General features: G+C 55.0%; 21 protein-coding genes. 8 read left to right on the forward strand and 13 right to left on the reverse strand.

Annotated elements, in window-relative coordinates:
* Entirely contained in the window at positions 1-1,290 is a 1,290-nt protein-coding gene (locus tag CA54_RS26140; protein WP_146373931.1) for a reverse transcriptase family protein, read from the reverse strand.
* 622 nt (positions 1,291-1,912) lie between these two features.
* Here CA54_RS26140 and CA54_RS26145 point away from each other — a divergent pair.
* Complete coding sequence (locus CA54_RS26145; RefSeq protein ID WP_197532848.1) at positions 1,913-2,605, forward strand: site-2 protease family protein; 693 nt, start codon at positions 1,913-1,915, stop codon at positions 2,603-2,605.
* Between the two features lie 3 nt (positions 2,606-2,608).
* On the opposite strand, the gene CA54_RS26150 is transcribed toward CA54_RS26145, so the two are convergent.
* A complete protein-coding gene (locus tag CA54_RS26150) occupies positions 2,609-3,961 on the reverse strand; it encodes a glycerate kinase type-2 family protein (protein WP_146373933.1) in 1,353 nt (450 codons plus the stop codon).
* 21 nt (positions 3,962-3,982) lie between these two features.
* Complete coding sequence (gene waaF, locus CA54_RS26155) at positions 3,983-5,062, reverse strand: lipopolysaccharide heptosyltransferase II (protein ID WP_146373934.1); 1,080 nt, start codon at positions 5,060-5,062, stop codon at positions 3,983-3,985.
* Positions 5,063-5,243: 181 nt separating this feature from the next.
* Here waaF and CA54_RS26160 point away from each other — a divergent pair, with 181 nt between their 5' ends.
* Both CA54_RS26160 and CA54_RS26165 read left to right on the forward strand, forming a co-directional pair.
* Positions 5,244-8,126: a tetratricopeptide repeat protein gene (locus tag CA54_RS26160; RefSeq protein ID WP_146373935.1), complete on the forward strand. Its 2,883-nt coding sequence runs from the start codon at positions 5,244-5,246 to the stop codon at positions 8,124-8,126.
* Between the two features lie 161 nt (positions 8,127-8,287).
* The gene (locus CA54_RS26165; protein WP_146373936.1) at positions 8,288-9,958 is read left to right on the forward strand and encodes a TIGR03790 family protein; all 1,671 of its coding nucleotides are present in this window, start codon (positions 8,288-8,290) and stop codon (positions 9,956-9,958) included.
* Position 9,959: 1 nt separating this feature from the next.
* On the opposite strand, the gene CA54_RS26170 is transcribed toward CA54_RS26165, so the two are convergent.
* From CA54_RS26170 to CA54_RS26200, 7 genes are all read right to left on the reverse strand, one after another.
* On the reverse strand, positions 9,960-10,991 hold the full coding sequence (locus tag CA54_RS26170; protein ID WP_146373937.1) for a bifunctional heptose 7-phosphate kinase/heptose 1-phosphate adenyltransferase: 1,032 nt from the start codon (positions 10,989-10,991) through the stop codon (positions 9,960-9,962).
* 65 nt (positions 10,992-11,056) lie between these two features.
* Positions 11,057-11,368, reverse strand: coding sequence for a non-heme iron oxygenase ferredoxin subunit (locus CA54_RS26175; protein WP_146373938.1), 312 nt, complete (start codon positions 11,366-11,368; stop codon positions 11,057-11,059).
* A gap of 109 nt (positions 11,369-11,477) precedes the next feature.
* On the reverse strand, positions 11,478-12,818 hold the full coding sequence (gene sufD, locus CA54_RS26180; RefSeq protein ID WP_146373939.1) for a Fe-S cluster assembly protein SufD: 1,341 nt from the start codon (positions 12,816-12,818) through the stop codon (positions 11,478-11,480).
* A gap of 180 nt (positions 12,819-12,998) precedes the next feature.
* Positions 12,999-14,420 (reverse strand): Fe-S cluster assembly protein SufB, encoded by a 1,422-nt coding sequence (gene sufB, locus CA54_RS26185; protein WP_146373940.1) that lies wholly within the window; start codon positions 14,418-14,420, stop codon positions 12,999-13,001.
* 135 nt (positions 14,421-14,555) lie between these two features.
* Positions 14,556-15,365, reverse strand: a complete 810-nt coding sequence (sufC, locus tag CA54_RS26190) for a Fe-S cluster assembly ATPase SufC (RefSeq protein ID WP_146373941.1) — start codon at positions 15,363-15,365, stop codon at positions 14,556-14,558.
* 96 nt (positions 15,366-15,461) lie between these two features.
* Entirely contained in the window at positions 15,462-16,013 is a 552-nt protein-coding gene (locus CA54_RS26195) for an NADH-quinone oxidoreductase subunit B (protein WP_146373942.1), read from the reverse strand.
* A gap of 149 nt (positions 16,014-16,162) precedes the next feature.
* Positions 16,163-16,822, reverse strand: a complete 660-nt coding sequence (locus CA54_RS26200; protein ID WP_146373943.1) for a helix-turn-helix transcriptional regulator — start codon at positions 16,820-16,822, stop codon at positions 16,163-16,165.
* 453 nt (positions 16,823-17,275) lie between these two features.
* Between CA54_RS26200 and CA54_RS26205 the strand changes: the two genes are divergently transcribed.
* The 3 genes from CA54_RS26205 to CA54_RS26215 all read left to right on the forward strand — a co-directional run bounded on the left by CA54_RS26205 (position 17,276) and on the right by CA54_RS26215 (position 19,888).
* Entirely contained in the window at positions 17,276-18,964 is a 1,689-nt protein-coding gene (locus CA54_RS26205) for an alanine/glycine:cation symporter family protein (protein ID WP_146373944.1), read from the forward strand.
* 124 nt (positions 18,965-19,088) lie between these two features.
* Positions 19,089-19,529, forward strand: coding sequence for a universal stress protein (locus CA54_RS26210; protein ID WP_146373945.1), 441 nt, complete (start codon positions 19,089-19,091; stop codon positions 19,527-19,529).
* A 32-nt stretch (positions 19,530-19,561) separates the two neighbouring features.
* A complete protein-coding gene (locus CA54_RS26215; RefSeq protein ID WP_146373946.1) occupies positions 19,562-19,888 on the forward strand; it encodes a DUF971 domain-containing protein in 327 nt (108 codons plus the stop codon).
* Positions 19,889-19,921: 33 nt separating this feature from the next.
* On the opposite strand, the gene CA54_RS26220 is transcribed toward CA54_RS26215, so the two are convergent.
* The 3 genes from CA54_RS26220 to coaD all read right to left on the reverse strand — a co-directional run bounded on the left by CA54_RS26220 (position 19,922) and on the right by coaD (position 22,222).
* Positions 19,922-20,737: a 3-keto-disaccharide hydrolase gene (locus CA54_RS26220; protein ID WP_146373947.1), complete on the reverse strand. Its 816-nt coding sequence runs from the start codon at positions 20,735-20,737 to the stop codon at positions 19,922-19,924.
* 178 nt (positions 20,738-20,915) lie between these two features.
* A complete protein-coding gene (locus CA54_RS26225) occupies positions 20,916-21,494 on the reverse strand; it encodes a thioredoxin family protein (RefSeq protein ID WP_146373948.1) in 579 nt (192 codons plus the stop codon).
* 200 nt (positions 21,495-21,694) lie between these two features.
* Positions 21,695-22,222, reverse strand: a complete 528-nt coding sequence (gene coaD, locus CA54_RS26230) for a pantetheine-phosphate adenylyltransferase (protein ID WP_146373949.1) — start codon at positions 22,220-22,222, stop codon at positions 21,695-21,697.
* A 477-nt stretch (positions 22,223-22,699) separates the two neighbouring features.
* On the opposite strand from coaD, the gene CA54_RS26235 reads away from it, so the two are divergent.
* Together CA54_RS26235 and CA54_RS26240 are read left to right on the forward strand one after the other, a co-directional pair.
* Positions 22,700-23,140: an Hsp20/alpha crystallin family protein gene (locus tag CA54_RS26235; RefSeq protein WP_146373950.1), complete on the forward strand. Its 441-nt coding sequence runs from the start codon at positions 22,700-22,702 to the stop codon at positions 23,138-23,140.
* A 75-nt stretch (positions 23,141-23,215) separates the two neighbouring features.
* Positions 23,216-23,626 (forward strand): Hsp20/alpha crystallin family protein, encoded by a 411-nt coding sequence (locus CA54_RS26240; protein ID WP_146373951.1) that lies wholly within the window; start codon positions 23,216-23,218, stop codon positions 23,624-23,626.
* Positions 23,627-23,651 lie beyond the last annotated feature (25 nt).

Here is a 23,651-nt window from a genome sequence, read left to right on the forward strand (position 1 = left end):
TTAGCTGCGCCAATCGATACGATCAAAGATGGCCTGCAGTTTGCGTGAACGACCGGGATGGATGCTCTGTACATGGCCGATGCGACCGCGCAGGTGTGCGGCAAAGTCTGCCCGTTGTTCACGGTTTTGCGTCGCAGCCCCGTGCCTGACGCAGTTCGTCAATATCGCTTTGAGACGGTCGTAATCTTTACGGCAAATATTTAACCGCTCATTGACAACCACTCCCGTGACGCGTTGCTGTTGATTGTTGCGAACGACTTTCCGCTTTCCCGCGTGAACGGTGAATCGTTCGGACCGTACAATCTTTGTGACCAGCGGAATAAACACATTCAGACTGTCGATCAGGTGTTGATCGCCCGAAAATGTGAGGTCGTCGGCATAGCGGGTGTAGGTGGCACCGAAAGCGCGGGCCATGCCGGCCAAGCGCAGGTCCAACGCATAACAAGACAAATTGGCCAAGGCGGGCGACGTCGGAGCGCCTTGTGGCAAATGTCGCGACAAATAAGGACGGACCACGTTCCGATCACCGCCCGGCGCCGGTAGGCCTTCGGGAGGCAACGCAGTTGTCAGCCGTCCCAACCAGATTGCCGCCTCGCGCGAAAATCCGACGCTACGAAATATTGCCACTACGCGTGAGAAGCTGACGTTGGCATAGAAATTCTCGAGGTCGAATTTCAATACCACGCGCTGCCCCACGTGCGGTTGGGCATTGGTACAAATCGACCGACCGGCAACGAAACCATGAGCTGCGCCGTGCAGTGGAATCCGGTCAAGGATTTCACGGAGGATTTTTTGTTGGATCGCTTTGAGGATCGGTTTGGGAGCCTCAACGAGCCGATACCCACCGCCCCGTTTTTTTAACCAACTGTAATGATAATGGGCCTGCGCAACATGCGCTGCGCGCCCGCCGTCGTCAAAGCGATGGATCAGCCATGCCAATCGACCGCAGGGCACCTCCAACCATTCAGCAATGTGGCTGGGCGTGCAAAGCTGGGGCAAGCCGAATTGGTAGAGACGTTCGGGGGTGCTATCCTTGCTGAGATCACGGTATTCGCCGTAACCTCCAAAACGCGCAAAGCGATAGGGGGATTCAGCGGATTCCTCACCCGCATCCTCAGTAGGATCAGCGGAGCGCTGGCCTTGCCGGCGACGCAAGGGGACCATGTAGATGTGTCCCAAACGGCCGCGACGGCGACGCAATTTCCCACGGCGCTGCTGTGCGTGATCCCGCCCCGTGGGAGGCGTGTTTTTCAATCCGAGCCAGCGGAGAATGGAATCGAAGAAGCTCATATGCAATTACGCCGCCGTTACTCGTGCCCGGTGCGGACGAATGGTTCTCCAACGTCCTCAAAATGACAAACCGATCGACGAATCACTGAGTGTTGCCCGTTGTTGGCAGCTGTCTCAGTCGATTCTCGACCCGTCGAGAAAGTTGCGACGGAGGCGAATGTATGGATTTTTTGTAGCACGTTGTGCGGGACGTACGTCCTTGGACGTGGCGTCTCTCTCCCAAATCGGAACTTCGCCTGCAAGGCCCCCAACCATAAAAACAATGACCGGCGGGCGGAACAACTGCTTCCTGTGGCGAATCGTGACTCACGTGACGATCCACGTGAGTCACGATTCACGATCGAATGTGAAACAATGTGGCTTCCGCGGGGTAGCCCCGCAGCAGACCGACATACCGGTCAAGGTAGGATCGGTCAAATCTTGTGCAACCCGCCGGTCACAATGAAATATCGTAACAGCCCCCCGATACGGGTCAATGCTCAACCTGAAAAACTGCAGTTCCGCGGCCAAACTGATGCAGCTCACATTGACGGGATCACCCTTGTGCGATGAAGTGAACCCCAGTACAAAACCCACGACGAACAAAGCGAAGTTCTTCCGAAGACGCGCTGAAAGGAATTCCATGCTGGGCAACGTCGAGCCAACACAATATGACCTACGGTTTACGATTTTCGGGATCCCGGTCCGCGTACATCCATTTTTTTGGCTGTTGGCCGCCTTTATCGTCTGGGACGCGGTCGGCGGTCAACTGGAATTGGTAGTTGTCGGGATCGCGTGCGTCTTCATCTCTGTGCTGATCCATGAACTGGGGCATGCCGCAGTTGCGATCAAGTATGGTTGGCCACCCCGCATCACGTTATATCACTTTGGCGGACTGGCGAGTTTTGAACCGACAGGCGGCCTCACGCCAAGACGCTCGATCATCATTTCCTTGGCCGGACCGCTGGCCGGCTTTGCACTGTATGGGCTCGTCTGGGGCATTGAGTTTTATTTAATACGAACCGGGAGCCCGCTACTACAGCGGCCAATGGTACTTGTCGCGATCTATTTCCTCAAATGGATCAACCTGTATTGGGGAATACTGAACCTGTTGCCGGTTTTTCCACTTGATGGCGGGCAAGTCAGCCGCGCACTTTTCACACAGTTCAGTCGCGGTAGCGGTATTTCGGCATCGCTCAAACTCTCGCTGATCACTGCCGGCGGAGTGGCGGCCTATTTCTTTTTGCACCAACGAATGTTTATCGGAATTATGATGGTGTCGTTGGCTGCCTCCAGCTACCAACAGCTGCAGGCCTATGGCAGACGCGGTTGGTGATCGTTACGAAATCACCGCCACGCGCAGATCCATCACGTTGGTATGCGTCGGACCGGTTTTGATCAATCCGCCACAGGCGTCAAAAAACGTATACGAGTCGTTGATTGCCAAAAAGCTGCGCGGGGCCAGATTATTTTCGATAGCTTTTTCCAATACGCCCGCATCGGCGAACGCGCCGGCCACATCGGTGGGGCCGTCTTCACCGTCCGTCCCGCCGGAAAGTATCGCGATCCGCGGCAACCCGTCGTGCCACAGCACCTCTAAAGCAGCCAACACCAACTGTTGATTGCGGCCCCCACGGCGCGGCTGATCGGTCGGCACAACATGCACGACCGGCTCTCCACCGCTGATCACGCAGACCGGCGGAGCGACCAACTGGTGGTCGTCGCGAATGGACCGGCACAAATTCGCCAATTCGACGCCACAGTCGTTCGCTTCCCCCGCATTGTCCGAACCGAGATCGTGTACGGCATAACCCAACTCCCGCGCCCGCGCTGCTGCAGCAGCAATGGCCATACGGTTATTGCCAATAACGTGATTCGTGACCGGCGATAAGGCAGCAGGGTGTGATGTTTTTTCCGTTTCGCTTCGTTTTAAGTAGTCCAACACGGCTTGCGGCACGTCGGGAGGACTGCCAGCGTATTTGTCTAAAACGGCGAGGGCCTCCTCGGCAGTGGATTGGTCTTCAACCGTTGGCCCGGAGGCGATGATGTCCAACGGATCGCCAATCACATCAGAAATCAGCAGTGCAATCGTTCGTCCCGCCCGGCTTTGCCTGAGCAAGCCGCCCCCTTTGATCCGCGATAACTGTTTGCGAACCGTGTTGAGTTCGTGAATCGTCGCGCCGGCGTGCATCAAAAAGCGGGTCACGTCTTGCTTGTCGGCCAGCGAAATCTCGGGCACCGGTGCCGGGAGCAATGCGCTTCCTCCACCGGAAATTAGTACCAAACAAAGATCGCGGGGCCCCAGTTGTTCGACAATCTCCAGAATTTGGTTCGCCCCGGCCACCCCCTCGGCGGTCGGTTCGTTGACTCCCGCCGGGCGCGCCGCATGCAGATGAATCTTGTGCAGCGGTCGTACACAATCGGCGGGCACATTGATCCAGCCGGTGACCTTCTCATCCAGGAGTTGCTGCCCCAAGACATTTTCGAGGGCCGCCGCCATTCCCGCTCCCGCTTTGCCGCCGCCGACGACGGCAATTTTTCCGATATCGGCCAGCGAGAATTGTTCATCACAAATCGTCAGTCGATCGCCTTTACGGCGGACGGCGGATTGCAGCAATCGTTCGGAACGCACGGCATCGACGCCGGACAACCAGATTTCGAGTGCTTGTCGGCCAAGAGGAGTTGGATCCATGAGCGGCGAACCTTGTCTCGTTTATGCGAGGCGCGCGGTCAAATCGTTGCGGCTCATGACCATTCTAACCGCATCGAGGACGCGCTGCGATGACAATTCGCGCAGACAAGCCATTTGCTCCGCACCGCGATGCGGGCAGATTTTTTGATAACTTCCCGCGCAAGAGACGCACGTGGAGACCAGCTGATGTTGCGGTCCCGGGGGACCGGAACGTATCGGGTCGGTGCAGGTAAAAATCCCCACCACCGGTGTTCCCAATTCGGCTGCCAAATGCATCGGTCCGGAGTCGTTCGACACAACCATGTCGACCGACTGCAACACGGCAGCCAACTCTTTGAGCGAGGTTTGTCCCGCCAGATTACGGACGTTGTTGGCGGTTCCTGTCTCAGCGACGATTCGGCTTTCAACTTCCGCTGCCAATGGAGCTTCATCGCCGCTGCCCAGCACTACGATACCGGCGACGTTTTCTAACATCGCCGCGCGGGCGACCTCCGCAAATTTTTCGGTTGGCCAACGCTTAGTGACCCAACGTGCCCCAGGGTGTATGGCGATCAACGGTCGCGGCAGGCCGTCCAGCAGTCGCGCCGCGGCGGAGACATCGGCGTCCGAGAGGGACAACTGCAATTGCCGGGAAGAATCGCCAACCCCAAAGGCTTCGGCCACGCGCCAATAACGCGCATGGGCCGGCATCAATCGTCCGGTGTCCGGGATTTTGACATTACAGGCTAACCCCGCCCCTTCGCGAGCCGTCTCCAATCCAATCCGAAACGGTGCCCGTGTGGCGGCGCACATCACGCCGGTCCTCAACAATCCTTGGAGATCAATGACAACATCAAACCGAGCAGCATGGAGTTGCCGAAGCAGCTTGCCCCAACTCAACAATCCCCCTTGCCGGTCAAAGGGAATCACTTGATGCAAATCCGGCTGGTCCACCAACACCCCGGAGAGTCCACGATTGACCACCCAACTGATTTCCGCTTGCGGAAATCGCGTGCGAAGCGGTGGCAGCAACGGCAACGATTGCACAATATCCCCCAAGGCGCTGGGTTTGATAATGCAAATTCGTCGTGCGTCCAACGACGCAAGTTGGGAGAGGGACATCCGTTTTCACTCTATTCCATGGGCAGAACTTGACGAGCGCGGATCATATCGCGTCCGTGCGATTTGCCGCAAGGTTCATTTTCGCTGTTGCCAGGCACCGCGATGTGATTTCCGGTCAAGTCGCGTATAATGCAGGGTGTCCGATAATCGCCCCGGCATTTTAAACAAGGTGAGAGACGGTATGCGCTACCTGTTGATTGGGATTGTCGTCGCCTGGGGAATCTCCCCTGTCAGCGTCAGAGCCGCAGAGGAAGTCTCCGCCGAGCGTCTGCATTTGCAAAAAGGACGCTATGCCGAGGCGTTAGAAGCCTACGACGCACTGCTCAAGACCGAAAAGCTCACCCCGCAAATCGCCATCGGCCGCAGCCAATGTTTTCAGGCCCAAGGAAAATGGCAGGATGCAACCACGACGCTCGAGTCTGCAACCAAGGAGTTCCCCGAGGATGCCGGCGCGTGGGCCCGGTTGGCGGAAGTGCAATTCCTGCAGGGCCGTTTTGAGCAAGCTGACGCTGCGGTCGACAAATCACTGAAAATCAATGACGACACCCCACTCGCCCGCATGATCCAGGCGGACTTGTTGGCCGAAACGGGAAAAATCGACGAAGCGGACGCCGCATATCGTTGGTTTGTGCAATATTACAACCGCGTGCAACCGACCGATGCTGAAACGTTGGTGCTCGTCGCCCGCGGAGCAGCGCAATACGCACGGTGGAACAGCGTGTCGCAGATTTTCAGTTTCGTTATCAACACCGTCTGCCCCGACGCTCTGGAAGCCGACACCAATGCTTGGCAAGCGTATCATTTCTCCGGCAGTTTGTTGTTGGAAAAATACAATCGCGGGCAAGCCGTGCCGGAATTTCGTAGCGCATTGGCGATCAATCCTCGCTCGGCGGATGTCTACGCCGAGATGGCCCGGGCGGCGGCGCAGGATTTCGAACTGGATGAAGCCCGTGAATTCGCCGACCGAGCATTACAAATCGCTCCGAACCACGTGGCTGCTCTGCAAGTCCGCTCGGAGGTGGAATTCAGCGAAGGCAAAACCGAAGCCGCCTTGGCAACGCTGCAAGAGGCACTGAAGGTCAATCCCCGCGATCAAGAAACGCTAGCACGGACAGCCGCCTGTTATCTGATGTTGGATGGCTTTCCCAGTGATGAATCGTTGGCAGCGCTGCTGGCTGCCTTTGACGCCGAAAAACCAGCCGATATGAAAGACGAAAGTCGATTCGGAAAATTGGTGGTCGACCTGGCGACGGTCAATCCTCGGCCGGGCAAGTTTTTTACGTTGCTAGGCGAACAGTTGGAATCGAAACGGAAGTTCGCGCTGTCGGAACGTTGCTACAAATTCGCCATGCAGCGCATGCCGATGCTGGCCGAACCGCAAACCGCGCTGGGCATGTTGTATATGCAAATCGGCCGCGTGGATGAGGCGGGCGTGATCCTCGACAAGGCCTTCGATCTCGACCCGTACCATGTCCGCGTGAGTAACATGCGCAAAGTCATCAAGGTGCTTTCGGGCTACGAAACGATCACCACGGATCACTTCGTGATTCGCGTCGACTCCGAATTCGATAAAGTCCTCGGCCGGTATATGGCGGAATACTTGGAAGAGGAATACGGCAAGTTGGTCAAACAGTTCGGCTACGAACCGCCGACGCGGACGCATTTTGAGGTCTACAACAAATCGCAAGGGCTTTCAGCACACCAATGGTTCAGTGCGCGAATGGTGGGATTACCGTGGATTCAAACGATCGGCGCGTCCACAGGATTGATCGTGGCGCTCGCCTCCCCCACGGCGGTCGAAGAACCGTTCAATTGGGCTCGCGTGTTGCGGCACGAATTTGTGCACATCCTCACGCTCCAACAAACGCATTTCAATATCCCGCACTGGTTCACGGAAGCATTGGCGGTCCGCAACGAAGGCTATCCACGATCGCAAACCTGGAACCTGATGCTGGCTCGCCGCGTCCCTCGCGACGAAATCATGACTCTGGAGACGATCAATCAGGCCTTCATTAAACCAGAGACTCCCGAAGACTGGCAGATGGCTTATTGCCAAAGCGAGATCTATGCTGAATACATGGTCAAGTTGGCCGGCGAGGAATCGCTGGGAAAAATGCTCAATGCCTATCGCGACAATCTCGACACAGCCGCCGCCATTCAACGTGTCTTTGGCATGGATCAGGCGGCGTTTGAAAAAGGTTACCGCGCGTATCTCGACCAGACCGTCGCCGCCATCCCTCGACCGGCATCCGCTGACAACGTGCAACCGAAAACATTAGCGGAATTAGAAAAAGCATTTCGCGCTGATCCAGATAACGCGACAGCACGCGGCGAATATGCCGCCGGACTGTTGGAAGCGGGACAATTCAAACAGGCGCGGAAATTCGCAAACTCCGCTCTGAAAAAGAATTCCGCCGAACCACAAGCCGCCATCGTGTTAGCGCAATTGGAAATCAAGGGGGCCAATCCTGCTCAAGCGATTGAATACCTGAATGAAGCCTTGGACGAAGAGAATCCGCATCCCGGTGTGGTCAAATGGTTGGGGCAACTGCAATTGAAAGCCCAAAACTACGCCGAGTCGGCTCGCGTTTACGAATTGATTCGCAAGGAGGATGCGGAGAATGTCGAGTGGGTTAAGATGCTGTCAGTCGCTTATTTGAACTTGGGCGACACAGAAAAACTCAAACCGCTGTTGAAGCAATTTGTGGAATTAGAATTCGACCAAATCGCCCCTCGAAAAAAATTGGCAGCGGTCTACCTCTCGGAAAAAAACTACGACGAGGCACTGCACTATGCCAAAACGGCTCTCTATATCGATGTGTTGGACGTGGAGGTACACCGCCTGCTTGGCGAAGCGTATGCTGGAAAAAAACAATACGACCGGGCCATCGAAGAATTCGAAGTCGCCCTAGAACTGAAACCCGAGGACGCCGATTTGACCTATAAGCTGGGTGAAGCCCAACACCAAGCGGGGGACAACCCAGCGGCGGAGAAAACATTGCGCGGATTGCTGCTCAAACATCCCAAACACACTGCCGCTCAAGAGTTACTTAAGAAATTGTAACCGGCCCCGTGCCTGCCACAGTGCAATCATCTATGCGTGAGCCATGTGATCAACGCTCGCGGGGCGATGTCCGATCCGCTGGGAACTTGCTATGATGGCCCACCGCGGCTTGCCCTGCTTCGTGATGGATTCGTTTTACATTCAGCCGGAAAGTTCAGCCGATGAGAATTGTTTTAGCCGCCCTAGTCTTGCTCCTCGTTCCGCAAGTGGTCCAAGCCGAACTGAAGCCGGCGGAGATCGCCATCGTAGCGATGCGAAATAGTCGGCAGTCTGTGGAATTGGCGGAGTATTACGCCGAGGCCCGCGGCATCCCGCTGGAACACATTTGCCTCATCGACAGCAAAGCAGGAGAAGAGGTGTCCCGCGAGGAGTGGGAAATGGGGATCCGCCCGCAAATTCGCGGCTGGATTGTCGAAAACAAATTAGCGTCCAAACTTCGCTGCTTAGTGACGGTCTGGGACGTTCCGCTCAAGATCGGCAAAGAGGATCCGCAATTTCCCATCACCGTTGATCGCGTGGCCTATTTGAAAGGCGAGCGTGAGAATCGCATTTTTCGATTGCGAAGCTTGATCGCGTCCATCAATGAACTTCTCCCCGGCCCCGACGGGCCGCCACCCATGCCGGCAGAATCTACTGACCTCAAGGTGCTCATTAAAGACTTCCAGACTGCATTTGGTGCAATCCGTGACCGCATGAAACCGGTAGCCGATACGCCCGAGGGGCGCGCGGCCAACACACAACTCTCCGCCATATTCACCGCAGGCGGCGGATTGGTGAACGTGGTGCGAAACATACAAACCCAAATTCAACAGCAACCCGACAACAACGCATTGAAAAATTCGATGACCAATTCCCTCGGTCGCATCGCCGGTTTGACCGAAGGCCGTGCCGCGCTGGAACGCTTGTCCGACGGCATTGAAAAAGACGAAGCGATGCTGTCCTTAGTCGAAAAAAGCGACGGCTTGCTGGGTTCGCTCTCCTGGATCGATGGACAGCTAGAACTGCTGAAGAAAAATGAGACCTATGCCAGTTTCGATAGCGAACTGTCACTGCTGTATTGGCCGTCGTACACATTGGGACGCTGGCAACAAAATGTGCTCAACTATCGCTTCGACAATTCCTACACCCGGCAAGTACGGGCGACCCTCATGGTTTCTCGGATCGAAGCTCCCACGTTTGAACTCTCCAAGAAACTGATCGACACAGCCATCGCGGTCGAAAAAACCGGGTTGGAGGGCAAGGTATATCTCGATTCCCGCGGTCGGGGCAAACTCGGTGAAACGGCTCCTCGCGGATCGATCAAAGATTTTGACTCTCAACTTTTGAATCTGGCAGGCTTTCTCCGCAAGGAAACCGACCTGACTGTCGTTTTGGATGAAGTCGAGGAAGTCTTTCAACCCGGGGATTGCCCGCTGGCAGCGCTCTACTGCGGCTGGTATTCGTTGGCCAACTACATCGACGCTTTCGAATGGCAGCCCGGAGCGGTCGGGTATCATCTTGCTAGCGCCGAAGCCACGACGCTCCGCAAACCGACCAGCAAGGTCTGGTGCAAACGCATGTTAGAGGATGGTGTCTGCGCAACGATTGGCCCGGTCCAAGAACCATATCTGGCTGCATTTCCCCGACCCAATGAATTCTTCCTGCTCCTGCTCTCCGGCAAGCATACGCTGGTCGAATGCTACTATCGCTGCAAGCCTTACAATTCCTGGGTCATGGTCTTGGTGGGGGATCCGCTGTACAACCCGTATAAGGCCAACCCGAAATTCGTGGGAAAGAAACTGCCGTTGGCTATCGAGAACCTGATCAACGGGCCAGCCGCTGAGATGCCGTAGGTCAGACGCGTTCTTGAAAACGCTTACGCAGAGTCTCAGGCGAAGCGGTGCCTGTCACGCCAATTTGCTGCACGGTGATCGATGCCACCAAACAGCCCAACTCGGCCGCTTCGACCGCAGTCGCTCCCGCTCCCAGCGACGAAACAATCCCCGCCGTCGTGCTGTCACCCGCCCCCACAATATCGATCTCGCCGGTCACCGGCACGGTCGGTATGTGCGTCGTCGTGTCCGCTTCGCAATACAGAATGCCCGCTTCACCCAACGTGGTATAAACGGGCCGCCCGGTGGTTTGAGATAATTTTTTGCCCGCTGCCGCAATCGCGTCGCGATCTTCTGCCCGACTGGATGAGACCCCGATCGATTTCAGCAATTCGGCGTTGTTTGGTTTCGTGGTGACATTGCGGTACATCCGAATTTGCGAACGGCTGTCGGCAAAAATTAACTTGTCCGGATGTTCGCTTCCCAGCCGGGAAATATGTTCCCGCACCGCATCGGTGACGACTCCGTTATTACGTTCGTCAACTTGATCCATCACGATGAGCGCATCGACATCGCTGAACACGGCATCGATGTGGGCGATTACCTGCTGGTTGATCTCACTGCCTTGCGGGACGCGATTTTTGATGTCGATCCGATTCAACTCAACCGCCGGTCCGTCGGATTGCGAGAGCATTGGCTTAGTATAAGTGGGTGTCATCCGCTCGTCACATTGCACGACGTGCGTGCTCTCGACGTTGATCCGATCCAAGCCGCGCAACAATTCATAGGCGCCGCCATCGCAGCCGACGACGGAAATGGCTTTGAGCGTCCCCACCCCCAGCGCAGCTAAATTGTTAAGGACTGTTCCCGCAGCGCCGGGATAACAACGGTCGCCGACGACCTGATAAGCATCGAGGCCGGTTTCCACGGATTTTTCCGTCAAACCGGCATCAAGATCTAAGTACCGGTCCAGAAACAAATCTCCCACTACGGCAATCGACAGCGTGGAGAACTTAGCGAGGACATCTTCAAATTTAGCGGGAGTCAGTTGCATGGGGGGCGTGCCGGGAATCTGTGCGGATCAAATATTCAATCCGACATTTAAGCAGACACGGCCCGCTATGTCACGCTCACCAACACCGCGCCGTCTTCAATTTTGACCTCGTAGGTCGGCACAGCTTCAAAGGCGGGCATGGAAAGTGCTGCGCCGGATGTGACATCGAAACGGGCGCCGTGTCGCGGACAGGTGATTTCGTTGCCTTCCAGCGGACCATCGGTCAGCGGCTGCCCATCGTGCGTGCAGACATCTTCGATGCAGTAATAGTTATCGCCGACGCGCAACACCAACACGGGGACGTCATCCACAATCGCCGCGATCCGCTCACCGGGAGCAATGTCGTCTACGGACGCCACACGCTGAAATTCCGACATACTGTTTTTTCCATTCGCACGAAATCGCGCTGAATAATCGCGCCTGATGAATATGTTCCACGACCCGCCGTCGCACACCGACAGTTTGCCTATATAGCAGTGAGCTCTTTTAGAGTCGTCCGATGCCCAGTTTTTTCTCTACGGCTTGGCTGAGCGTTTCGCGGACCATTTCCATCGGAATGCGGTCGTAGACGCCGTGGAAAAAGCCCTCGACAATCATATGCATCGCTTCGTGCTGGGTCATGCCGCGGCACATGCTGTAAAAAATTTGCTCTTCATCGACTCGACCAGCGGTGGCGCCATGCGTGCAACGCACGTCGTCCGCTTCTATTTCCAGGCCCGGAATCGCATCCGCGCGGCAGGTCGGCGTGAGCACCAAGCTATCGTTGCGCTGATAACCGTCGGTTTGTTGCGCTTCTTTTTCAACGCGAATCATACCCCGCCAAATCACCCTCGAACGATCGCGCAGCACATCTTTATACAGCAAGTCGCTGTGAGTGTGCGGCGCTTCGTGGGCCTGTTTGGTGTAGTAGGACAGTACCTGCCGATTGGTGGCAAAGGTCACGCCGTTGACTTCCGCACTGGCGCCGGTGCCTTTGAGGATCACGTCTTGGTGCACGTGAGCCAACTTCGATCCCAACGCCGCTACGGTCCATTGCAACGAACCGCTTTGTTCGACAAGTCCCCCTTGATGGGCGAAATGCCATGTCTTTTGATTCCAGTTTTGCAATTGCACGTACCGCAAGTTGGCACGGGCACCGACGATCAATTCCACGGCACCGATGTGCAATCCCGGAGCGTCGGTCGTCGCCGAAGCGGTCTCTTCCAACAGCGTGGCTGAGGCCCCTTCTTCGAGGATGATCAACGTGTGACTCAACTCAGCAGCACCGGCGGCCGACAAGCCGATCAAACTGTGCAGCGGTTCTTCTAAATTCACGTTGCGGGGGACGTATAAGACTGTTCCGCCCGTCCAAAATGCCGCGTGCAATGCGGAGAAGCGATCCGTTTCGGGATGTACCGCACGGGTCATCAGGTGTGGTTCGAGGATGTCGCGGTGTTCGTGTACCAAATCGGCAAGGCTACCGAAGATCACGCCCCGCTCGGCCAACGATGCATCGACGCGTTGGGCGGTCGTATTGCCGTCGACATGCGCGACGGCACCGGCATAGGTCGCTCGGTCGTGCATCAGCGTTTCAAGCTCAGCGGCTGTGTCGGCCGTGGGATGGACCGTGAATGCCGACGGATCAAATCCGCGAATGTCGACCCGTTTCCACTCTTCGGGATCGAGTTCCTCTTGCGACTTTTTGCTATACAGCTCAAATGCCCGGCGCCGCAATTCGGTGACCCAATCGGGTTCGTCGCGTGCATCTAAAAAACGGGCAAAGGCCGCTTCATCAAATCCGCCGTCGGTCTTCGCGGGAGATGTCATCGTGTCCACTGGTGAGTTCATGTCTCGTGTGCGCAATATGTGTGTGTTGTACGGGGATGTTTTCTATGAGCGCCGGTATGCCGTGCACTAACCCCCCGGCAAAGCCGGGGGCTGAAACGGTTGGTGCGTGTCAAATGGAATCCATCAGCCCCCGGATTTGCCGGGGGGTAACGGCAACATGGGTTGACCATCGACCCATAATTAGCCGACGGAGCCTTCCATCTGCAGTTCAATCAACCGGTTCATCTCCACGGCATATTCCATGGGCAACTCTTTAACGAGCGGCTCGATAAATCCGGTTACGATCATCGATGACGCCTCCGCCTCGGAAAGGCCGCGGCTCATCAGATAAAACAGTTGTTCGTCACTGATCTTCGACACACTCGCTTCGTGCTCGATCGTGACGTCGTCATCGTCGATTTCGATGTAGGGGTATGTATCGCTGCGGCTGATGTCGTCGAGAATCAACGCATCACAAATCACATTCGATTTTGAACCGTGTGCTCCCTTGGCCACCTTGGCCAAGCCACGATAACTCGAACGGCCGCCTCCTTTGGAGATACTCTTAGAAATAATCCGGCTGTACGTGTCCGGGGCACAGTGCACCATCTTCGCACCGGCGTCTTGGTGTTGGCCATCGTTGGCAAAGGCAATCGACAAGGTCTCGCCGCGGGCACCCGGTTCCATCAGGAAAATGGCCGGGTACTTCATCGTCAACCGCGAACCCAGGTTGCCATCGACCCACTCCATCAGCGAATCGCCATAAGCCATCGCTCGTTTGGTGACGAGGTTATAGACATTGTTCGACCAGTTTTGGATCGTCGTGTAGCGGAACCGGCCTCCTTTTTTGACGATGACTTCCACCACCGCCGAGTGTAGGCTTTCGCTGCTGTAGGTCGGAGCGGTACAGCCTTCGACATAATGCGCCGAGGCGCCTTCGTCGACAATGATCAACGTCCGCTCGAACTGGCCCATATTTTCCGAGTTGATGCGAAAATAGGCCTGCAACGGAAATTCGATGTGCACACCCGGCGGAACGTAGATAAACGATCCCCCCGACCAGACGGCCGAGTTCAGAGCGGCAAATTTATTGTCGTTGGGCGGAATGACCGTGCCGAAGTATTCGCGGAACAATTCCGGATGATCTCGCAAAGCAGAATCGGTATCGGTGAAGATCACCCCCTGCTTTTCCAGGTCTTCCTGCAGGCTGCCGTAGACGACTTCGGACTCGTATTGCGCTTTCACGCCGGCGAGATACTTCTTTTCTGCTTCCGGAATTCCCAGGCGATCGTAGGTCTTACGAATGTCATCGGGAACATCATCCCAACTGCCTTCGGGACGGTCCGATGCGCGGACATAGTAATAAATGTCCTGATAGTCCAACTGCGACAGATCGCCGCCCCATTCCGGCTGCGGCTTGTTGAAAAATGTCTCCAGCGCTTGCAGACGGAAATTGAGCATCCATTCCGGCTCTTTTTTCATCTCGGAGATTTGCCGGACGATTTCCGTATCTAAGCCTTTACGGCTTTTGAAGACGTAGGCCTCTTCCGAATCGTGAAATCCATATTGGTATTCACCGATGTCGGGCTTTGCTGTGGATTGTGTGTCGAGTTCGGTCGTCATGTCGTTATCGCTCCCAGCGTGATGTTAGCTTCACGCGGTTTTCTAAGCCCGTTTCAAAACCCGGTTACGCCGGTTTGCAAAGCTGTTACACACAGAATTGCAAAATCGCCTGAGAGTTTAGAAGCAACTTGATATTCAGCCAGCAACTTGTTCAGTGACTTCTTCGGCAGCCGCCTCAGGATGTCTCTCGCGGACACCGGCATAACCTTGATTGTGCAATTCGGCCGCCAACGATGCGTCGCCGGTTTCGACGATGCGTCCCGCTAGCATCACGTGCGTGAATTGCGGAGTGTTGAATTCCAATAAACGTTCGTGGTGCGTAATGATCAACACACCCATCTCGGTGCTGCCGGACAGTCGAGCCACGCCTTCGCTCACAACGCGAACGGCATCGCTGTCCAAACCGCTATCGGTTTCATCCAAAATCGCAAATTTGGGATTGAGCATCGCCAGTTGCAGAATCTCCATCCGTTTCTTTTCGCCGCCGGAGAAACCGTCGTTCAAATAGCGTCGGGCGAATTCCAGATCCATGCCCAACTCTTCCATTTTGCCTTTCAGTTCCTTACGGAACTCCCGCATCGGGATCAGATTTTCGCCTTCTTTGCGATCCGGATTCCGAACGTTGGTCACCGCATGCCGCAAAAAGTCGGCCACTTTGACGCCGGGGATTGTCACCGGATATTGAAATGCCAGAAACAAACCGAGTCGCGCTCGTTCGTTTGGATCCAAATCGACTAGGTTCACGCCGTCGATTTCAACCGTGCCTCCGGTGATTTCGTATTTGGGGTGCCCCATCAATGCGAACGCCAGTGTGCTTTTCCCCGAGCCGTTGGGGCCCATTAAAGCATGGACTTCGCCTTGGCGGATGTCGAGATTGACTCCCTTGAGAATGGGAGTGCCATCAACGCTGACCCGCAGATCTTCAATTTTCAGTAAACTGGTCATTCCGGATTCGCTAACTTGCCTTTCAGCATTATCGGTTTCAAAACTCCCTGGTGGTTAAAACCAAGGTTCGTCACTCGTGATTCGCGGCGCGGCGAATCAAACTTCCAGAACTTCTGGAATCGCCACTTGGCCACTGTGGTGCGGCACCGGCAATTCATCGATTGCCCCTTTGGCAATACGCTTGGCTTTGATTTTATCCTGCACCCGCATCAGGCCTTCCAACAAGGCCTCAGGACGCGGAGGGCACCCGGGGACATAGACGTCGACCGGTACAACCAAATCGACACCCTTGACCACGTGGTAACCATATTTGAAATAAGGGCCGCCCCCCACCGTGCATGCGCCCATGGCGATGACGTATTTGGGATCGGGCATTTGTTCGTAAAGTCGACGCACACGGCTGGCCATTTTGTGGGTCACCGTGCCGGCAACGATCATCAGGTCAGCTTGACGCGGAGTTGCGCGAAACGCACCCGCTCCAAACCGATCCAAGTCAAATCGGCTGGCTCCGGCGGCCATCATTTCGATAGCACAACACGCCAACCCAAACGTCATGGGCCAAATACTGGACTGCCGCGCCCAGTTCATCCCTTGTTCCAACGTAGTGACCACAACGTTTTCTTCAAAGCGTTCGTCGATCCAGGGCATTTGAGGTTGTCTACTTTCGAATGTCTACGGAACTAAAGTGGCTTGAACAATGCATTTGTGTCCAGCCAGGACAAGTCGGCTTCACTGTCAAACCGCCGACCGATTATGTCCACTTTAGCAACTCTATCCTCTATCGCAATCCATGGGGACTACCGAGAATCTGCTGCATCATTAACAGGGGGTGAAGCCATTTCAGCCGGCTCAAATTCGCAGCAGGAATGACCATCTAAAAAACACTGGGAAAGCCGCAGCGGCACTCCCAAAACCTTTTCGAAAACTTCTTCTTCCATCTCGCAAATCCCGCGATCGCTATCCGCCAATTCTTGATACGGACAGTTATTTTCACGGAGTACCGGTAACTCGGACGACTGATCAACTTCGACGTCATATCCGCGTTTCGCTAAGACCTCACCCAATTGTTGAAAGCGATCTCTCAACTGCGGACTGTTGACCGCATGTGCGTATTGCGAAACCATCGCGTCGCGAATCCGCGACTCGACTTTGGCACGGACCGCTTCGTCGGGGATGCACTGCAATTCCCGCCAAAGCACAAGCGCCAAATCACCGTAATTGTCCCCCAACTCACGTTGTCCCGCCTGCGTGACGCGATAAACGTGATGCGGACGACCGCGTCCTTCACGGACAAGATCACGGCCGACAAATCCCAAACTCTGTAGTCGAACCAGCCGGTGGCGAACGGCGGTCGCCGTCACCCCCAACTCTTTGCAAATCTCCTGCACGGTTCCGCAGCTGAGTCGCTGCAACCGTTCAAGGAACTCGCGATCCTGACTCTCAAGTGTTTTCTTCATAAGGATTTACAGCCGATCATTTGTGTCGCTCAGGCAGGAAATACACCTTCGCTACAACGTCATCTTATACATTTCAAGTAATTTTGACAACTAAAAATGCGAAAAAGAAATCCTCGGGGTTTGACGTGATGAATTGACCATGACATCGAGTGGTTCTCGCTCCCCGCCCAGCCGGGTAACACCTGCATTTTTCAAAGCGGGGACGTTGTGCATGAGATAGAAGAAGGCAGCTGCTCTCTCAAAACAATCCTGGCAAATTTGCGTTTGGCAACTCGACAATTGACACTGAGAACTCAACGGCATCAATCGGATGCAGTAACAGCTTGGCGTGTTGACTGGCACAATCACAGTTTCTTCATAACTATTGGCCTGTTATATTCGTTCGAGCGCAGTCCCCAGTCGGGCCTGCTTCCGGTCACCACTACTTGGAACCGAAGGGGAAACAAGTTCGACATGCGCAAAACCTTTTCCTGCGTCATCGTAGCCCTCGCCGCGGCAACGTTTTTTGCCTTCCCCCCACCTTCCTCCGCTCAAGAGACACCCTCATCGTCAGCCAGCGAATCAGCCGCTGATACCAATGAGGCGACCGACACATCGTCAGTCCAATCTAACTGGATCGCCAAGGTCGATGAGTTTTTTGGGAAGTATCTCGTGGCACCGGTCGCGACCTTTGCGTTTTACCCCGTGCCATATTACGACTTTTCAGCCGGGGAATGGCGACCTTATGTCGATCCGGCCACAGCCGACTTGCCCCAGGACCAACAGGTGCTGATCGGCACAAAATTGCCGGTGGTCGTTGTGTGGCTCGTCGTCGGGGCGATCTTTTTTACGATACGTATGGGCTTTATCAACATCCGCGGCTTCTGGCATGCGGTGCGGGTGGTGAAGGGAGACTACGACGATCCCAACGACGTGGGCGAGGTCTCGCACTTCCAGGCGCTCTCCTCCGCACTGTCGGCAACCGTAGGTTTGGGGAACATTGGCGGCGTGGCGATTGCTGTTGGCACCGGCGGACCGGGCGCTTTGGTCTGGATGCTTGTCGCCGGCGTGCTCGGGATGAGCAGCAAATTTGTGGAATGCACGCTGGCCCAATCGTACCGGCACGTCGATCCGGACGGCCAGGTTTCCGGCGGACCTATGCGGTATCTGGCCGATGGTTTGCGTGAAAAAGGCCTGGGAGCCCTCGGCAAATGCCTAGCAGTCATGTTTTCGATCTTCTGTATATTGGCCTCATTCGGCGGTGGCTGCGCGTTTCAGGTGGACCAGTCGTTGGGCGCCATCAAAACCAAGCTTCCCTGGCTGGACGGAAACGAATTCGTTTACGGGCTGGTCATGGCTGTTGCGGTTGGGGTTGTGATTATCGGCGGCATCCGCCGGATTGCCGCGACGGCGGAGAAAATCGTTCCGCTGATGTGCGGAATTTACATTCTGATTTCGCTGTATATTCTGTTCGTCAACTTCGACCGTATTCCCTGGGCGATCGAAGAGATCTTCCGCACAGCATTTCAAGCCGACGCCGCCAAGGGCGGAATCCTGGGGGTGCTTGTGATCGGCTTTAAACGGGCGGCATTTTCCAACGAAGCGGGGACCGGTTCGGCCGCCATTGCCCATGCCGCCGCAAAAACCGAAGAACCGGTTCGCGAAGGCGCAGTCGCGTCGCTGGGGCCGTTTATTGACACGGTCGTGGTCTGTATGATGACCGGTTTAGTGATCGTGATCACCCAAGTCTACGATCCAGCGAAACATCCGGATCTGCAAAAATATGTCATCGGCGACAATGGTGCAGCGCTAACATCCGAAGCGATGAAGCTCCAAGTCTGGTGGTTCCCCTATGTGCTCGCGGTGGCGGTTGTTTTGTTCGCGTATTCGACGATGATCAGTTGGTCTTACTATGGCGAACGTTGTGCGACATCGCTGCTGGGCCGGTGGGCCTCATTGCCTTACAAGATCGTCTTTTTGGTATTCGTTTTTCTCGGGGCAATTGTGTCGGCCAAAAACGTTTTGGATTTTAGCGACCTGATGATCCTCACGATGGCCTTCCCCAATGTGTTGGGCGTGGCACTGCTCAGCGGTAAGGTCCGTAAGGATCTTGACGACTATTGGCGGCGCTACAAGGCGGGCGAGTTTAAGAAACACAAATAACAGAGCCTGACCGAAAACAATCAAAATCAATTGCAGCGACCCTGCGACATCACGGTGTTGGGCGACGGATGTATTGACCCTGAAAACAACTCGCTGAATTCACAATATTAAGGATACGAAAACCATGTCATGGCTTCCCAAGCGTAAGGTCGTGATCCCGGTCGATTTTTCTGAGACTTCTCTGGACGCGATTGCCACTGCCGTGGAAATGGCCGCCAGTCCGAGCGATGTGCATGCCGTCCATGTGCTGATTCCGCTGGAAGGGCTTTCTCCCGGTGTGATCTGGGGCGAAGTCAACGATGAATCACGGGAAAAAGCTGTGCGGAAGACGTTCGCCACGTATGCTCACGAACATGGACTGGACGGCGTCCAATTCGACGTGAAATTTGGTGATCCCGGTTTTCTGATTACCGAGTTTGCAACGGATCTTGCAGCGGACTTGATCGTAATTTCGTCACATGGTTATGGTGGATTCAAACGGTTAGTATTGGGGTCGGTCGCCGAACGCGTTATTCGCCACGCGGATTGTCCCGTACTGGTTTTACGCCGCAGCGACGCGGAGTGAACGACAGTTTCCACTGAATAGGTTATGAAGAAATGCCCAGTGAATTGATGCCCCTCAACCTAAGCAGCCAAGATGGCAATCTGATCATTGTCTGGAACGACGGTGTCCGGATGGAGTACGCGGCAACGGTCTTGCGTAACAGTTGCCCCTGCGCGACATGCCGCGCACAACGGAACGCTCCCGCCCCAGACCCGCTGGGTCTGCCCGTGCTCTCGATCGAAGAAGCAGCACCGACAAAAGTGGCGGGCATGAAACCGTTGGGTAATTATGCGTACAACATCGCCTTCAGCGACGGACACGCAACGGGAATCTATTCGCTGGAACTGCTGCGGGATTTGGGAAGCGCCACGGTGGAATAAGTCGCGGCGAAATACAACATCGCCGGACAACCGCTAATTCAGCGGGCGTTTCCAAAAATTGCGGAAGCGGACTTCCGCCCCTTCGCTTTGCAAAGCGATAAAGCCTTTGGTCGGCATACAGCCCTTCACAACGCCAAAATCCTGGCCGTTGATTTCCAAAGAGATCGTGTCGCCGCGGCAGGTGACGACACACGTGTTCCATTCACTGGCCGGTTTCTCCAACATCTTGCCGGGAAGTTGTGGATCGCACGTCGCGTCTTTCATCGGAAACACGCTGCCGACTTTCGGTCGGTGAAACTGAATCTGAATCGACTTGGGCCAGATCTCGTCTTTGCCGACGCCATACACCAAGATGCCGCTATTGCCGTTTTCATCCTTAGGAAAACGCCACTCCAGTCCAAACTGACAATTCTCGTAGATTTCCTTAGAGCGTAAATAGCCGAACGGTTTTCCGGTGCAGAGCAAAACGTTATCAATTTTTTCGACCGTCTGTCCGTCCTTTTCCACCGTTACCTTTTCCTGGACAATCCGCCACACGTCTTCCAGTTTCGTTCCCTCTTCGGCGGAGTAGTGTTCCCAGGCTTCGAAGAACTTGGGCGAATCGAGCAAGTTCGGCGGTTGATCATTGTCAGGCTTGGCCGGTTGTTCTTTAGCTGGTTCTTCTTTGACCGGTTCTTCTTTGGCTGTCGCTGCCTTGACCGGTTGCTCTTCTTGCGCGGCAACCATCAACCCGGATAGCAGAACGCCCAACAGCGACGCAAAGAAAACCTCGGCCCGCAACCGCCCGGCAGGCTGGCGCTGGCTTGCGATTCTCCGTACGGGTTGCGGAAGTCCGAAATGCGATTTCATGAACACAATTGAATTTGAATCAAGACGGGATAATAGCAATCAATGAGATTTGTGGACGCATGGGGAAAAACCCTTGGCCCGTACCTCAATTCTAAGCCTCCCGCGCCGCGCATTCAATCGCCTAACCCGCATCCGGCAGTGAAACCCGAAAAAACCAATCCAGCTCGACTGCTTGGTTTTAGGCAGGAAAGTACGATGGTTCGTTGCCCGCTTTCCACTTAATATTGCAGCCAATGCTCGGTTTTTGCTCGCTTGGAATCGCTGAGTCGGCCAGCAGGGCATCGAGCGCTCCGCGCAAGTCTTCGCCGGTCACAGGGATCCCGCTATCGGGCCGGCTAGCGTCCAATTGTCCCCGATAGACCAGTTTGTGATCGGCATCGAACAAGAAGAAATCGGGCGTGCAAGCGGCACTGTAGGCCTTGGCGACCTCTTGGGATTCGTCGTAAAGATAGGGGAACGTATACCCCGCACTGGCTTTTTCGTCACGCATTTTCTCAGGACTGTCCCCGGGATGCGTTGAGACATCATTGGAACTGATCCCCACCATAGCGACACCTTTGCCTTGATATTCGCTACCCAACATCGCCAAACACTCCCGCACGTGAATCACAAACGGACAATGGTTGCAGATGAACGCAACCAACAACGGCTTGCCGGAGAAGTCTGATAACGAAACAGTATTTCCATCCGTGTCGGGAAGCGAAAATTCAGGAGCAGCAGTCTCTAACGGCATCATCTGTGACGGGGTCATAACCATGATTGAATTCTCCTCAATAAGTAATCTTGTTTCGCCAGCGCGAGCAATGTTTGTTTGAAATCGTTGGGGCTGAACAGCCGACTGCACAACGAACATGGGCAGGCAGCCTCACCCAAAACTGGGAGCGAAGTTTCTCTCGCCCGACAGTGAACCAGTTCTACAGTGAACCAGTTGTAGTACAACTCATCAACAGGGAACGGTCAACTCTTCGGGACCGATTGTCCAAATTTCTCCAATAACGGGGCGATGACCGGTTCGGGTACGAATTTGCGCAAGTTTTCCATATTCGGTTCGGCTCCCATTTTGGCGATTTGTTTGATCAGGGAACTGGAGACATGCGAGTAATTTTCGCTCGCCATTAAAAACATCGTCTCAATTTCCGGTGCCAACGCGCGATTGGCCAATGACATAGTGAACTCCGCTTCCATATCAGAAAGCGTCCGCACGCCGCGAAGCATAACCACGGCCTCGTGCTGCGCGGCGAAGTTCACGGTTAATCCCTCGAAAGCTTTGACGGTGATATTCTCGTGATCGGAGACTGACTGCTTGATCAGTTCCAACCGCTCTTCGACAGAAAAGAGGGTCTGTTTCTCGGGATTGATGCCGATCCCGACATACACATGATGAAAGATCCGCGCCCCGCGTTGGATGATGTCGACATGCCCCAATGTCACCGGATCAAAACTGCCTGCATAGACGGCATAGCGCGGTTGTGGCGACGAATTCATAACAGCACTTGACCCCATTGGTGATTTTTTAAAAAAACCGCAGACCGGCATCACGGTTGTTGAGATATGCCCAATTTCTGTGAACGTGTTTTACACAGACAGACTGCAACAAGATTCTCCATTCCACGTTCCCCAGGCATCATATCGCTGACCGTAGAGAGGGCAATGCCTGCCAACGTCGCGATGCGTTTGAAACAGTGGTCTGCCAATTTGACGGCCAATTTGACAGTAGATTCTCTCCGCGCGACTTACTGCCATATTGACAGGGGCGAGTCTTCCTGACAACATCGACTTAAGTCCTTTTATAAATAGAGATTAAACATGCCCAGCTAATCTTGGCCCTATAGATCACCCACGGCACGGGCTTCCGGTACGAGGTTTGCATTATGAACCAGGACCTAAGCCGCTGGTTTTGCCGAGGCGAATGATCAAAGCCAGTGCGGCGGAATTGTTTGTATGCACGAGGAGTGTTGAATCATGCCTGTTTTTCAGTGGCGTCAGAGTTGGGATCAATTTCGCGACTTAGAGCGCGAAATGGACCGGCTATTGGAAAGCATCAAACTACCGTTCCACAATCTGCGGCAGCAACACCAATTCCCAGCGGTGAACTTTTACGAGTTGGATGATAAATACCTGTTGGTTGCCGAAATGCCAGGGATCGTTGCGCAGGATGTGGAACTGACGGTCGCCGGAGGGATGTTAACGCTGGCAGGAAATCGGACCGCGCCGCCGGACGTGTCCGACGATGCGTTTCGCCGTCGCGAACGTCCGCATGGAGCGTGGCAACGTTCGTTGTCGATTCCGGAGCGGGTTCACGAAGATAAAGTGACGGCCGAATTTAGCGAAGGTGTGCTCTCGGTGCATTTGCCCAAGGCGGACGACGTCAAACCCCGGCAGATTCCCGTAGCAACCAGTTAAAACATGCAACGCCGACGGTCAGATTTGGCAATACGAATTTGATCCCGGACGGATAATGAATAGAGGCGCGATACCATGTCTCAAGAAATTCGCAAAACTAGCGAAGAACAAAATGAACAGCAGCCGTCCACGGGCGATACGGCGCCCCCATCACGCGCTGTGATCACGGCTCCGATTGATATCTACGAAACCGACGAGGGATTGGTTTTGATGGCGGACTTACCCGGCGTCACGACCGACACTTTGGAACTGCAGGTCCAGGACAATAAGCTGACCATCTTTGGCCGCGTTAGTCCGGTTGCCCCTGCAGGGGCGCGGTTACTGCATCGCGAATATGAACAAGGCGACTTTTTGCGCTCATTTATTCTGAGCGACGAAGTCGATTACGATGGCATTACTGCCAAGTTGAACAACGGCGTATTGGAAGTCAATTTGCCTCGCATGCCCCGCGCTGAACCGCGACGAATACAGGTGGACGGCGACTGACGAACACTGCGGACTACGGTCCGTG

Source organism: Symmachiella macrocystis, assembly GCF_007860075.1.
In the GTDB taxonomy this organism is placed as follows: Bacteria; Planctomycetota; Planctomycetia; order Planctomycetales; family Planctomycetaceae; genus Symmachiella; species Symmachiella macrocystis.